Annotated in this window: 11 protein-coding genes; 5 read left to right on the forward strand and 6 right to left on the reverse strand. The window is 65.1% G+C overall.

The genetic code is table 11. The features are described from left to right. Position 1 precedes the first annotated feature (1 nt). Together MJ602_RS02805 and MJ602_RS02810 are read left to right on the forward strand one after the other, a co-directional pair. The gene (locus MJ602_RS02805) at positions 2 to 487 is read left to right on the forward strand and encodes a cyanophycin metabolism-associated DUF1854 family protein (RefSeq protein WP_243019321.1); all 486 of its coding nucleotides are present in this window, start codon (positions 2 to 4) and stop codon (positions 485 to 487) included. Positions 488 to 635: 148 nt separating this feature from the next. Beyond that, positions 636 to 1,067, forward strand: coding sequence for a hypothetical protein (locus MJ602_RS02810; RefSeq protein WP_162017334.1), 432 nt, complete (start codon positions 636 to 638; stop codon positions 1,065 to 1,067). 78 nt (positions 1,068 to 1,145) lie between these two features. On the opposite strand, the gene MJ602_RS02815 is transcribed toward MJ602_RS02810, so the two are convergent. Together MJ602_RS02815 and gspF are read right to left on the reverse strand one after the other, a co-directional pair. Then, positions 1,146 to 2,051 carry a 5'-nucleotidase gene (locus MJ602_RS02815; RefSeq protein ID WP_243019322.1) on the reverse strand — a complete coding sequence of 302 codons (906 nt, stop codon included), beginning with the start codon at positions 2,049 to 2,051 and terminating at the stop codon, positions 1,146 to 1,148. A gap of 8 nt (positions 2,052 to 2,059) precedes the next feature. Next, entirely contained in the window at positions 2,060 to 3,280 is a 1,221-nt protein-coding gene (gspF, locus tag MJ602_RS02820) for a type II secretion system inner membrane protein GspF (RefSeq protein ID WP_162017332.1), read from the reverse strand. A 272-nt stretch (positions 3,281 to 3,552) separates the two neighbouring features. On the opposite strand from gspF, the gene MJ602_RS02825 reads away from it, so the two are divergent. Together MJ602_RS02825 and MJ602_RS02830 are read left to right on the forward strand one after the other, a co-directional pair. Further along, positions 3,553 to 4,038, forward strand: coding sequence for a CZB domain-containing protein (locus MJ602_RS02825; RefSeq protein ID WP_162017331.1), 486 nt, complete (start codon positions 3,553 to 3,555; stop codon positions 4,036 to 4,038). Beyond that, entirely contained in the window at positions 4,022 to 4,732 is a 711-nt protein-coding gene (locus MJ602_RS02830) for an MOSC domain-containing protein (RefSeq protein WP_423246680.1), read from the forward strand. The genes MJ602_RS02825 and MJ602_RS02830 overlap by 17 nt, the downstream gene beginning before the upstream one ends. 7 nt (positions 4,733 to 4,739) lie before the next feature. On the opposite strand, the gene MJ602_RS02835 is transcribed toward MJ602_RS02830, so the two are convergent. Together MJ602_RS02835 and MJ602_RS02840 are read right to left on the reverse strand one after the other, a co-directional pair. Continuing rightward, a complete protein-coding gene (locus MJ602_RS02835; RefSeq protein ID WP_243019323.1) occupies positions 4,740 to 5,501 on the reverse strand; it encodes a LytR/AlgR family response regulator transcription factor in 762 nt (253 codons plus the stop codon). Further along, positions 5,479 to 6,609 carry a sensor histidine kinase gene (locus MJ602_RS02840; protein WP_243019324.1) on the reverse strand — a complete coding sequence of 377 codons (1,131 nt, stop codon included), beginning with the start codon at positions 6,607 to 6,609 and terminating at the stop codon, positions 5,479 to 5,481. Before MJ602_RS02840 ends, MJ602_RS02835 begins: the two co-directional genes overlap by 23 nt. A gap of 51 nt (positions 6,610 to 6,660) precedes the next feature. On the opposite strand from MJ602_RS02840, the gene argH reads away from it, so the two are divergent. Continuing rightward, positions 6,661 to 8,121, forward strand: a complete 1,461-nt coding sequence (gene argH / locus MJ602_RS02845; protein WP_243019325.1) for an argininosuccinate lyase — start codon at positions 6,661 to 6,663, stop codon at positions 8,119 to 8,121. Between the two features lie 15 nt (positions 8,122 to 8,136). Here the strand turns inward: argH and MJ602_RS02850 are convergent, their stop codons facing one another. Continuing rightward, positions 8,137 to 11,970 carry an EAL domain-containing protein gene (locus MJ602_RS02850; protein WP_243019326.1) on the reverse strand — a complete coding sequence of 1,278 codons (3,834 nt, stop codon included), beginning with the start codon at positions 11,968 to 11,970 and terminating at the stop codon, positions 8,137 to 8,139. A 111-nt stretch (positions 11,971 to 12,081) separates the two neighbouring features. Beyond that, positions 12,082 to 12,621, reverse strand: a complete 540-nt coding sequence (locus tag MJ602_RS02855) for a hypothetical protein (protein ID WP_162017326.1) — start codon at positions 12,619 to 12,621, stop codon at positions 12,082 to 12,084. Between the last annotated feature and the right edge of the window lie 134 nt (positions 12,622 to 12,755).

Consider the following 12,755-nt stretch of genomic DNA (forward strand, 5'->3'; position numbering starts at 1 on the left):
CATGCAACACCCCAATGTTTCCATTTCCCTGCAACTGCACCGCGACGCCCATGGTCGCCTGGTGTTGACCCTGCCCGACGGCACTGTGCACAGCGGCGTGGTGCCCGTGCGGGCTTTTCCGCTGGCCGCGCCGCAGGAAGGGCTTTCGATCGTGGGTTCCGATGGGCATGAGCTGATCTGGATCGACCGTTTCGATGCGCTGCCCGAAGCGGCCCGCGCCATGGTCGAAGAAGAACTGGCGGTGCGCGAGTTTGTGCCCACTATCGTGAAAATCAGCACGGTATCTAGCTTCTCTACGCCCAGCACCTGGTCGGTAGAAACCGATCGCGGTCCTACGCGCTTCACCCTCAAGGGCGAGGAAGACATCCGCCGCCTGCATGGGCGCACCAAGCTGCTGGTGGCCAGTGCCGAGGGCGTGCAGTACGCCATTCCCGACTCCACCGCGCTGGACAAAGCCTCGCGCAAGCTGCTGGAGCGGTTTTTGTAGCGCTGCTGGTGGGTTGGCGCAGTAGCGGAGGTAACGGTCAATTTGTTACAAATGGTAATAAGACCTCAATTCCCCCTTCTTTTCGCCGAAATGGAGGCACGAGATGGGGTTAAAGCCCCGTCGTGTAACTTTTCCCAGAGGCCCCATCATGCAACTGCCACCTGTCGACCGATCTCCGATCTGGCGTCCCCAGGGCGCAGATCTGTATTCCACCGGAGCTTCCGGGGCGGTACCTGTACGCCCCATCAACAACCCCAACCCCGTGGAGTCCATGGACCGTCTGGGTGAAGGGGCTGTCGTCAAGGCGCCCGAGAAACCTTCCGATCCCGACGCCCCTAACCGCGACTGGACCATGGTCCAGAAGAAGGAAACCGTGGAAGAGCCTCCCGAGCCACCGAAGGAGCCGCTCTACAAGCAGTTGCTGGAACATCTGCAATCCCTCTGGCGCGCCAGCGGCAGCGCCATTGAGTTGGCGCAGGAGGTCAACAAGGCCACGTTGCAGGAACGCATGGCTCCCCAGGCCAAGAACGAGCCGCTGACCTACTCCGATCCCAAGGTCAAGCGCACGGGGGGCTTATAGTCCGTCGTGATTCTGCTATAAAAAATGTAGCTTTCCGCGCTTATTCAGCGAGCGATATAGGCATTTTTGACCTAATAATCAGACCGTTGGATTGGTGATGCCGCTGCTCACATGTCCTGCAGGTACATGCTGCGCGGCTGAGCGCACATGGCCGGTCTGGTCGTCAAAGAAGAAATCGGGCTCGAACTCGCGCAAAAACTCGCCCTTGGGCAGCCCGCCCAGGAACATGGCTTCATCCACCGCAATGTTCCAGCTCATCAGCGTCTGGATGGCGCGCTCGTGCGCCGGGGCGCTGCGTGCCGTGACCAGCGCAGTGCGGATGCGCATCTCGCCCGCGCTGCTGCGTTGCAGGCGGTGCAGGGCCGACAAAAATGGCTTGAACGGCCCCGGCGGCAGCGGCAGATGGGCTTTTTCCTGCTCGTGCGCCTGAAAGGCATCCAGCCCGGCGGATTGGAACACCCGCTCGGCCTCGTCAGAAAACAGCACCGCGTCGCCGTCAAAAGCAATGCGCACCTCGTGCGGGTGCGCGGCGCTGGCCTGGGCTGACTGGGTGGCCACCTGGGCGGCTGGGTAGCCCATGGCCAAGGCCTGGGCCACATCGGCCCCGTTGGCTGACAGGAACAGATGTGCGCCCAGCGGGCGCAGGTAGCGAAAGGGGGCCGTCCCCTGGGTGAACACGCCGCGCTGCACGCTGGCCAGGCCATGGGCGCGCGCCGAGCGGAACACGCGCATGCCGCTGGTGGGGTCGTTGCGCGACAGCACCACCACCTCCACCCGCTGCTGGTCTGGTGTGTTGAAGGCGAGCAGCTTGCGTACCAGCGAAAAAGCCACGCCTGGCGCAGCGGGGGCGTCCAGCCGCTCCAGTTGCAGCTGCATGTAGGCCCGTGCATCGCCCTGATCGAACAGGCGGTTTTCTTCCTCGAAATCAAACAAGGCGCGCGAGGAAATCGCCACCACCAGCTTGTCGTCCAAGGTCTGCGCCATGGCGGGGCCTACTTCATGAATTGGTTGAGTTCGATGATGGGTTGCAGCACTGCCAGCACGATCAGCAGCACCACCAGGCCCATGGTCACGATCAGCAGGGGTTCCAGCAAGGTGGCCAGCTGCATGGAGCGGCGCTGGACCTCGGTCGAGAACTGCTGGGCCGCACGTTGCAGCATCACGGGCAACTGACCTGTCTGCTCGCCGAGGCGCGCAAACATGGGCAACAGGCTGGGAAAACGTTTTTTCTGCGCCAGGGCGGAGGCCAGGGGAGCGCCTTCGCGCACCATGACGAGTGCGTCGAGTGCGTCGGCCCGCAGGGCGCGGTTGTTCAGCGTTTCGGCAGCGGCCTGCAGTGCCTTGAGGATGGGCACCCCTGCGCCGGCCAGCATGGCCAGCGTACCGGCAAAGCGCGCCGCGTTGTAGCCTCGGGCCAGGCGGCCCAGCAGCGGCAGACGCAGTACGGCAGCGTCGAAGCGGGTGCGCACGCTGTCCATGCGCAGCGCCCAGCGCCCGCCCAGCAGGCCCAGTGCCAGCAGCCCGCCCATCCACAGACCATGGCTGCGCACAAACGCGCTGATGGCCAGCATGGCCACGGTCAGCATCGGGAGCTGGCGCTTAGTGCCTGCAAACACGCCCGCCACCTGCGGTACCACGTAGGTGACCAGAAACAGCACGATCAAGATAGCCACCACGGTAACGATGGCAGGGTACAGCGCTGCGCCCAGCAGCTTGGCCTTGAGCGCCTGGCGCTCCTCCAGGTCATCGGCCAGGCGCTCCAGCACCTGGGCCAGGTGGCCACTGTGCTCCCCCGCGCTGATCACGGCGCAGTAAATGTCGGAAAACTCGCGCGGGTGCTGCTGCAGCGCGCGCGCGAAGGTGGAGCCTGCATTCACCTCGGCGCGCAGCCCGGCCACCAGATTGCGCTGGCCCTCATGCTCGGCTTCGTCGGCCAGGGCCGTCAATGCGCGCTCCAGCGGCAGGCCCGAGGACACCAGCCCTGCGAGCTGGCGTGTCCAGATGGCCAGCGCCGTGGCGTTGAAGACCGGGCGTGTGAACCAGGCGCTGGACGCGGGGCCGCTGGCGCTGCCTTCTCCCACCGCCTGCACGGTCAGTGGCACCAGCGCCTGCGCGCGCAACTGGCTGCGCGCGGCTTTTGCAGTGTCCGCTTCGAGCACGCCCTTGCGGGTTAGGCCCTGATCGTCCAGGGCTTCAAAGGAAAAAGCAGGCATGGGCTAGGTTCGTCGCAGGGGAGGGCGGTGGAAACGGCGATGGTAGCCGCTGATTGTGCCTGTGCGTGCCCAGGGCTTCACGCACAAGGGCAGCGCGCTGACGTGTCGCATGTATGCCCACAGGCCCGACATGGGGGCGTTGCTTTCCTCGAAAGGCGGGAAAACCCCTGGTCAAAGCGTCTTCGGTGTCACAAAATGCTTCTCGATCGCCAAAAAACAATGTTTTGCGTGGGCCAGCGCGGCCCATGAAGCCACCAGCACCAGAGGTTCGCATGGGATTTTTCAGCCGCTTTTTCAAGTTCAAGGAGCAGGACTCGTCCAGCCCCGAAACCACCTGGGCCTACGAGGACAACGCCAGCGAGCTGGTGCTGGATCCGGAGTACGCCGCGACGCTGATGACGGAGTTCGATATCGATGCCGCCATCGTCAGCCATGACGCCTGGAAGGAGCGCTTGCGCCAAGTGGTGGAAGGTACGTCCACCGAAGTCTTGGACCCCGCGCAGGTGGGCGATGCCGATTGCTGCCCGCTGGGGCAGTGGCTCCAAGGCACAGGCAAGGACATGCTGGGCCAGTATCCGGCGTTCGAGATGCTGGTGTCCCGGCACCGCTACTTCCACGCGCAAGCGGCGGCGGTGGTGTCGCTGAGCCAGGCGGGCGAGCGGGAAAAGGCACTGCAACTCTTCCAGGGCGGCTACCGGCACGCCTCCAACCAGGTCACGCTGCTGCTCAAGGAACTGCGCCGTGGCCTGGGCCAGTAGCCAAGGTTCCGCCTGCGAACTGTTGGCTGTGTGCGTGGGGGCGGTGCAAGCCTATGCACGGGGCAGCCGCAGCGGCATTGACAAGCGGCCGGTGGCTGGCAGGGTGCGCGCCACAGTGTCGGGCTTGGTGGGGGATGCGCAAGGCGACCTGCGCGTGCATGGCGGGCCCGACAAGGCCATACACCACTACCCGCAAGAACACAGTGCCCATTGGCAGGCTGTGCTGGGCGCACACCCTTTGCTGCATGTGCCGGGAGCCTTTGGCGAAAACCTGCATACCCGGGGCTTGACCGAGGCAGATGTCTGCTTGGGCGACCACTGGCGCGTGGGCGAGGCGCTGCTCGAAGTGAGCCAGGCCCGCCAGCCCTGCTGGAAGCTCAACGAGCGTTTTGCCCGTGCCGACATGGCGCGTCAGGTACAGGCCAGCCGCCGCACGGGCTGGTACTACCGCGTGTTGCAGGAGGGCGATCTGTGGGCTGGCGCCCCCATGGCGCTGCAAGAGCGGCCGCATCCGAAATGGTCCATGGCGCACCTTCTGGATGCCTTGTACGCGCCCGAACAGGACCCCGAGCGCCTGCGCCCGATGCTGGCGCTGCCCTTGCCTGCATCCTGGCTGCGCCTTGTCCAGCTGCGCATCGACAGTGGCGTGGTGGAAGACATGGCCCCCCGACTGGACGGCCCGCTGCCGACCTGAACGTGGCTTATTGCGAGAGCACTTCGCGCACCACCGCCACCTGGCGGCGCGAAACGGTCAGCAGCTCGGCCAGGCCATGCAGGCGCACGGCCCAGCCTTCGCCCTCCTCGGGATCATGGTGGCGCTCCAGGGCGCGCAGTGCACGCCGCGCTACCAGTGCGTTGCGGTGGATGCGCAGAAAGCGGCCAGGAAAGCGCCCTTCCAGCTCGCTGAGAGAGCCGTCCAGCACATAGCTGCGCGCCGTGGTGCGCACGGTGACGTACTTTTGCTCTGCCTTGAAGTACATCACTTCGGTCAGTGGAACGCGCTCGGTGCGTCCGCGGTCCTGGATCAGCAGCACTTCGCCCGATGCATCCTCACTGAGTGCGGGTTGCGGTGCCGCGACCAAGGCAGGGCGCTGCGTGCGTTGCACCTTGGCCAGGGCCTGCTGCAGTCGCTCCAGGCGCACAGGTTTGGTGAGGTAGTCGATGGCATCCAGCTCGAACGCGCTGACCGCATGGTCGGCATGGGCCGTCACAAACACCACGGCCGGAGGGTGGCTCAGCGCGCGCAGGTTCTGCGCCAGGCACAGGCCGTCCTGCCCGGGCATGTGGATGTCCAGCAGCAGCAAATCGAAGGCCTGTCCGCCGCTGGGTGACAGCAGCCCGAGGGCCTCTTTGGCGCTCGCTGCCTCTCGCACCATGTGGGGTGGCTGGGCTGCGCAATCGGCCAGCAGGGTGCGCAGGCGGTTGCGTGCCAGCGTTTCATCATCGACGACCAGAATGTTCATGGCGTTTCTTGCGAGAAGGGCGTGGGGGTGTGGCAGCTTGCTGCACATTGGGCGAAGCGGGCAGGCTCAGGCGCACCTGGTACAGGCCGTCCTGCACGCCTGCGCTGAAGTCGGCCTGTACATCGTGCAGCAGCGACAGGCGGGCGCGCACGTTGGCCAATGCAATGCCGTTGCCGCGGGACACATCGCCCTTGCTGGAGCGCTCGTCGGGTAGGGTGTTGGTGATGCGTACCACCACCCGGCTGCCACGCAGTTCGGTCAGCACGCGCAGCTTGCCGCCCAGGGTGCTGGGTTCTACCCCGTGCTTGACGGCGTTTTCCACCAGCGGCTGCAACAACAGCGGGGGGAGCAGGGCTGCATCGGCACGGGGGTCGAGCTGCCATTGCACGCGCAGTCGCTCGCCAAAGCGCACCTGCTCGATGGCCAGGTAGCGGCGCGCGAGCCGGATCTCGTCGGCCAAGGTCACGGCTTCGCCTTGTTCGACCAAGGCTGAGCGGAACAGATCGCTCAGATCTTCCAGCAGCGACTCGGCTTTGGCGGGCTCGTCACGCACCAGCGCAATGGCACTGTTGAGCGAGTTGAAAAGAAAGTGCGGGCGAATGCGCGACTGCAGCTCGGTCAGGCGTGCCGTGGTGGCTGCAGGGGTGCGCCCGCGCGCGCGCAGCACCAGCGCCGCCACCAGCAGCGCGGACAGCAATGCGCCACTGGCAGCACTGGCGATCCAGGGTGCGTGCTCGGTGGTGGCAACCACCTGCGTGATGCCACAGGCGCCCAGTCCCGCCAGCGCGCCAAGCACCACACCTGCGGTGTACTGGCCATGCGTGCTCAGACGTTCGAGCCACTGCTTGAGGCTGCAGGCAGCGACCAGCCACGCCAGCGTGGCGGGCAGTGCCACGCCCGTGAGCAGGGCCAGTCGGGCCAGCCAGTCTGGCGGAGAGTCCGCGCCGAAAAGTGCGCCCACGGCGATCACCGCCTCGACAAACAGCACCGCGCGCAGCACCACTCCGGCGTGGCAGGCATCGAACACCAGTGCGCGTCCGGCCGTCAGGGCTTGGCGCGCTGTGGCAGGCGTGTCTGGAAGGGTCGATAAAATTTGCGTCTCTTGCATTGCGGCATCCGGGTGTTCCGGGTGTCTGTTCCACCGGATTATTGCCCTCCCATGCCCACCAGCCAACCCACCCAGCCTTCCCACAACCAGCTCGACACCAAGGCGCAGGCATGGTCGGCGCTGTTTTCCGAGCCCATGAGCGACCTCGTCAAGCGCTACACCTCCAGCGTGTTCTTCGACAAGCGCCTGTGGCAGGCCGACATCGCGGGCAGCCTGGCACATGCCGAAATGCTGGCGGCGCAGGGCATCATCGGCCAGGACGACCACGCCGCCATCCAGCGCGGCATGGCGCAGATCAGCCAGGAGATCGCGTCCGGCCAGTTCGAGTGGAAGCTCGATCTCGAAGACGTGCACCTGAACATCGAGGCGCGCCTGACGCAGCTCGTGGGCGATGCCGGCAAGCGCCTGCACACCGGCCGCAGCCGCAACGACCAGGTGGCCACCGACGTGCGCCTGTGGCTGCGTGGCGAGATCGATCTGATCGGCGGCCTGCTCACCGACCTGCAGAAGGCGCTGGTGGAAGTGGCGGAGAAGAACGTGGACGTCATCCTGCCCGGCTTCACCCATCTGCAGGTGGCCCAGCCCGTGAGCTTTGCCCACCACCTGCTGGCCTACGTGGAAATGTTCGCACGCGACGCCGATCGCATGCAGGACGTGCGCCGCCGTACCAACGTGCTGCCGCTGGGGTCAGCGGCTCTCGCCGGCACCACCTACCCGCTGGACCGCGAGCGTGTGGCGAAAACCCTGGGCATGGACGGCGTGTGCCAGAACAGCCTGGACGCCGTGAGCGACCGTGACTTCGCCATCGAATTCACGGCGGCTGCCAGCCTGTGCATGGTGCACGTGAGCCGCCTGTCTGAAGAACTCATCATCTGGATGAGCCAGAACTTCGGTTTCATCAAGATCGCTGACCGCTTCACCACGGGCAGCTCGATCATGCCGCAGAAGAAGAACCCCGATGTGCCCGAACTGGCGCGTGGCAAGACCGGCCGCGTGGTGGGCCACCTCATGGGCCTGATCACGCTGATGAAGGGCCAGCCCCTGGCCTACAACAAGGACAACCAGGAAGACAAGGAGCCGCTGTTCGACACCGTGGACACGCTCAAAGACACGCTGCGCATCTTTGCCGAGATGGTGGGTGGCCAGATGAACCCGGCCAGCGGCGCCAAGGAAGGCGGCATCACCGTCAACCCCCAGGCCATGGAAGACGCGGCCAAGAAGGGCTATGCCACCGCCACCGACCTTGCCGACTACCTGGTGAAGAAGGGTCTGCCCTTCCGTGACGCGCATGAAACCGTGGCCCACGCCGTCAAGGCCGCGCAAAGCCATGCCTGCGACCTGTCGGAACTGCCGCTGGCCGTGCTCCAGGGCTTCCACGCGAGCATCGAGAAGGACGTGTACGAATGTTTGAGCCTGCGCGGCTCGCTCGGCGCGCGCAACACCCTGGGCGGCACGGCACCCGCGCAGGTGCGTGCGCAGATTGCGCGCCACCAGGCGCGGCTGGCCGTCTGACGCGTCGATCGGAACTCAAATGCCTTCGCCAGCCAACAGGTAGGTGGCTGCCTGCCGGGCATCGGCGTAGGCTTCCAGGGCATTGATCGGCAGGGGGCGGCTGAAGAAATAGCCCTGGTACGCATGGCAGCCGTGGCGCGCCAGGAAATCGCGCTGCTCCACATGCTCCACGCCTTCGGCAATGACTTCCAGCCCCAGGCTTTCGGACAGCGCAATGACCATGCGGGCGATGGCGGCGTCGTTGGCTTCGGTCAGCACATGGCGGACAAAGCCCTGGTCGATCTTGAGCTGGTCCAGCGGCAGGCGCTTGAGGTAGGCCAGCGAGGAATAGCCGGTCCCGAAATCGTCGAGCGAAAAGCACACGCCCCGTGCCTTGAGCGCATCCATCTTGGTGACCACTTCCTCCACGTTGGTGATCAGGAGGCTTTCGGTCAGTTCCAGCTTGAGCCTTTGGGCCGGTGCGCCGGTCTGCTCCAGCACGCCGAGCACCTGCTCCACAAACCCCGCATGGTGGAACTGCCGGGCGCTGACATTGACCGCCATGGTCAGGTGCCTACGGTCCGTGCGCTGGGCCCACACGGCCAGTTGGCGGCAGGCGGTTTCCAGCACCCAGCGCCCGAGAGGCAGGATCAGCCCCGTGTCCTCTGCCAGTGGGATGAACTCGGCGGGTGACACGGTGCCGCGCTGCGGGTGCTGCCAGCGCACCAGCGCCTCCACGCCGATCATGGCGCCGGCCTCGTTCACCTGGGGTTGGTAATGCAGCACGAAATCCTGGCCCTCCAGTGCTGCGCGCAGCTCTTTCTCCAGCCCCACGCGCTCGGCCAGCGTCGACTGCATCTGTGGGTCGAAAAAGCACAGCGCGTTGCGGCCCGAAGCCTTGGCCCGGTACATGGCCAGGTCGGCCTGCTTGAGCAGATCTTCCACAGTGCCCTGGGGCTCACCAAACAGCGCTACGCCAATGCTGGGCGTGTTGTGGTGCACCGTGCCCTGCAGCGTGTAGGGTTCGTTGAGGGCCAGCAGAATCTTGGCACCCACGGCCTCGGCCTGCTTGAGTGCCTGCATCGCATCCTGCCCCAGGCCTTCGAGCATGATGACGAACTCGTCCCCACCGAGCCGGGCCACGGTGTCGCCCTCGCTCACGCAGGCCACCAGGCGCTTGCCCACGTGTTGCAGCAGCAGGTCGCCGATGTAGTGTCCACGCGTGTCGTTGAGGCCCTTGAAGTCGTCCAGATCGATGAAGAACAGCGCTCCGCGATGCTGATTGCGCGCACTCACGATCAGCGCGTGCTCCAGGCGGTCCAGCAGCAGCCTGCGGTTGGGCAGGCCCGTCAGCGGGTCGGAGAACGCCAGCAATTGGATGCGTTCCTCGTTCTGCTTCTGGTGCGTGATGTCCGAGAAGGTGGCCACATAGTGGGTGGGCTGGCCTTGGGCGTCGCGCACGGCCGTGATGGACAGCCACTGTGGGTACACCTTGCCGTTCTTGCGCCGGTTCCAAACCTCGCCCTGCCAGCGGCCATGCTGGCCGATCGTCTCCCACATGCCGCTGTAGAACCGGCGGTCGTGCCGCCCGGACTGGAGCATGCGCGGCGACTGGCCGATCACCTCGTCGCGCGCATAGCCGGTGATGGTGCAGAACGCCCGGTTCACGCCGATGATGGTGCCGTTCTTCTCGGCGATGATCACACCCTCGGCGCTGTTGTCGAACACCGTGGCTGCCTGGCGCAGGTCGTTCTCCATGCGCTTGCGCTCGGTGATGTCCAGCATCACGCCCACCAGTCCGCCCACGCTGCCGTCGGGGTGGGTGAAGGTGGCCTTGTGGAACATCACGTCGTGCAGCTGTCCGTCGGCGTGGCGTACCTGGCTTTCGTAGATTTGTTTGCCTGGCTGGTCCAGAATTTCCCGGTCGGCGGCCAGATAGCGGTCTGCCAGAGCGGGGGGCGCAATGTCGTGCGGCGTCTTTCCAATGATGCTCGACGCGGGTGCGCCGATGAAGGCTTCAAAGGCACTGTTGCAGCCCAGATAGCGTGCCTGGGCGTCCTTGTAGAACAACGGGCTGGGGATGGCCTCGATGAGTTGCTGCATGAAGCTCAGTTGCCGTGACAGCTCCTCGGTGCGCTCCTGTACGCGCTGCTCCATTTGCTCGTAGGCCTGTTGCAGCGCGCTGCTGCGTTCTTCCAGCAGCCGTTGGTCGCGCTTGCGCCCGGTCACGTTCTGCAGGGTTTCGATGGCGCCCGTCAATTCGCCTCGCGCATTGCGCAGCGGTGCGGCCGTGACGTACAGCCATCGATCTTCGCGTCCCTGTCCATCGCCGGGGAGCAGGAGCTCGGCTTCCAGTGCGCCTGCCATCAAGACCGATTGTCTGAAATAGGTGTAATGCTCGGCCAGCGTTTCGTCGCTGGCCTGGGCCACCAACAGGTCGGCCAAGGTCGGGCGCTGGCTGGGGTACACCGCGCGCCAGACCTCGCCACGGCCGATGACCGTGGCGGCATCTACGCCGGTGAGTGCCGTGCAGGCACGGTTCCAGTGGGTGGCGCGGTGCTGTGCGTCAATGACGAAGGTGGCCAGTGGTGTGCCGTCTACGATCTGGGCGAGTTGGCGTTCGCGTTCATGGATGGCCAACTCGGCACGGCGCAGTTCGGTCAGGTTGCTGCCCATGCCGTGGTAGCCCAGAAAGCGGCCTTGGTCATCGAACCGGGGGGCGCCGCTGACCGAGAAGTACTGGATGCTTCCGTCGGCCGCCGTGATTTCATACTCGAAGCGGCGAAATGGCTCATGCCGTTCATGGCAGGCAATGTGTTCTGCCAGTTGTTCGGGGGATACGCCCTGGATGGGCATGTCCCAGCGCCGCTTGCCTTCGAAGTCCTTGGGGTTGCGGCGCAGCTTTTCTGTGGAGTGGCCGAAAAAGCGGGTAAAGCGAAAGTCCGCGTCCTGCTCCCAAAACCAGTCGGAAGACAGGTTGGCAAAGTCGGAGATCTGGCGCGTACGCTCTTGCACCAGGCGTTCGGCATGGGCGTAGGCTTCGCGCAGGGCGGCATCGGCGCGGTGCTTCTCGGTGATGTCGGTGTAGGTGGACACCACGCTGCCATCGGCCAGTGGCCGGTCCACAACGGCCAGCACGGTCCCCGTGGGGCTGGCGTATTCAAAGTGGTTGGTCTGGCCTTCGCGCACCCGCTCCACCCGGCGGGCCACCAGGGCCTGCAGTGCCTCATCGTCAGTGGCCTGGCCGGTGTGCTGCGCGTAGCTGCGCAGCAAGGCCGTCATGGGCTGGCCCAGGCAGGCGGCATCCGTGGGCCAGCCAATCAGCTCGAGGAAGCGCTGGTTCCACACCACGAGCCGCAGCTGTGGGTCGAACAGGGTGATGCCCTGGTCGATGTGGTTGACGGCTTCGTGCAGCCGGGCCAGGCTGGATTCGACGCTCTGGCTGGCATGGCTGAGCAGCTCGATCAGGTCGGTGCTGGTGCCTGGTGGCTGTGGCGCCAGTGCAGGAGGCTCCTCCTGACGGATCTGCAGCAAGGAGGTCACGCAAAAGCACACAATCCGTGCCAGTGGCCGCACCACGTCCAGCGGCCCGGCAATGGCAAAACAGGCCAGGCGTCGGCCCGCCAGGTCTATGCCCATGTTGATGCCTTCGCGCACGGTGGTGGACTGCCGCGCTTCCTCTGCGCTCACGCGGTATTCGTCCATCTCGCCGCGCGCAATGCGCTGCGCTATCGGGTGGATGCTGCCCAGGCGCTGGCGCTCGCTGGACGCCACGATGCGCCCGTCGGCATCCATGAAGCTGCACACCAAGCCCAACTCTGCGTGCAACAGGTCGCAGAGCTCTTGGGCAAAGGGAGTGTCAAGCGGCATGGGCGGGGCAAAAATTTCTTGCCGCAGGATGGCACAGCCGTGCCAGGCTGACAAGCCAACGAACCGTTGCGGCGGTATGGGTTTTCACCGATCCGCCGGTGTCTGCAAAGCCTAGCGGAAGAAGTCGCTCTGCTTCATGCCGCTGTCGCCCATCATGACCACGCGGGTGGTGGTATCGGAGCGCACCATCTTGGCCTGGCCCCATTCGCGCTCGATGTCCTCGGTGAAGCGGATGTTGAATTCCATGATCGCGCCGCCCATTTTCAGGGTCTTGGTGCCGGTCACACGGGCGCTCTTGCGGTGGGGAGCGATTTCGATGTGGTCGATATTTTGCGAGTATTCCATCGACAGAATGCCGCCCATCTTGCCGCCCATTTTTTCGAAAGAATCAAAGGCCGCGCGGTAGCTTTCACAGGTTTGGTCGCGGGTGGTCGTCGCTTCCCGGCTCTCGCCCATCATCTTGATGCGCTCAGTACCATGGAACTTGGTGCTGATGAGCTTGCACATGGCTTCGGGGTCGCGGGCATAGAACGCCTGGGACTCCTGGCGGTAAAAGTCCTGCACCTGGCTTTCGTTGATTTGTCGCCCGCCGACTTGCGAGTACCACCCGGCAGCCACCACCGCCACGACAATGGCTATCTTCTTGATCATCCGCTTCCCTCTCTTGTGTCATGGTGGGGGCGGATTCTAGGCAGGTCCCATGACCGGGGCGCTGGAGGCGGCCCGAACAATGTGTAAGCACATGCAACGGCCATATGCCTGCCCAGTGCATTGGGTACGCTTGC

Source organism: Simplicispira sedimenti (assembly GCF_022760965.1).
Lineage (GTDB): Bacteria > Pseudomonadota > Gammaproteobacteria > Burkholderiales > Burkholderiaceae_C > Simplicispira > Simplicispira sedimenti.

Excerpts from the sequence above, each read along its gene's own strand:
- MJ602_RS02805 (WP_243019321.1), top strand. The coding sequence starts at position 2 with ATGCAACACCCCAATGTTTCCATTTCCCTGCAACTGCACCGCGACGCC.
- MJ602_RS02810 (WP_162017334.1), top strand. The coding sequence starts at position 636 with ATGCAACTGCCACCTGTCGACCGATCTCCGATCTGGCGTCCCCAGGGC.
- MJ602_RS02815 (WP_243019322.1), bottom strand. The coding sequence starts at position 2,051 with ATGGCGCAGACCTTGGACGACAAGCTGGTGGTGGCGATTTCCTCGCGC.
- gspF (WP_162017332.1), bottom strand. The coding sequence starts at position 3,280 with ATGCCTGCTTTTTCCTTTGAAGCCCTGGACGATCAGGGCCTAACCCGC.
- MJ602_RS02825 (WP_162017331.1), top strand. The coding sequence starts at position 3,553 with ATGGGATTTTTCAGCCGCTTTTTCAAGTTCAAGGAGCAGGACTCGTCC.
- MJ602_RS02835 (WP_243019323.1), bottom strand. The coding sequence starts at position 5,501 with ATGAACATTCTGGTCGTCGATGATGAAACGCTGGCACGCAACCGCCTG.
- MJ602_RS02840 (WP_243019324.1), bottom strand. The coding sequence starts at position 6,609 with ATGCAAGAGACGCAAATTTTATCGACCCTTCCAGACACGCCTGCCACA.
- argH (WP_243019325.1), top strand. The coding sequence starts at position 6,661 with ATGCCCACCAGCCAACCCACCCAGCCTTCCCACAACCAGCTCGACACC.
- MJ602_RS02850 (WP_243019326.1), bottom strand. The coding sequence starts at position 11,970 with ATGCCGCTTGACACTCCCTTTGCCCAAGAGCTCTGCGACCTGTTGCAC.
- MJ602_RS02855 (WP_162017326.1), bottom strand. The coding sequence starts at position 12,621 with ATGATCAAGAAGATAGCCATTGTCGTGGCGGTGGTGGCTGCCGGGTGG.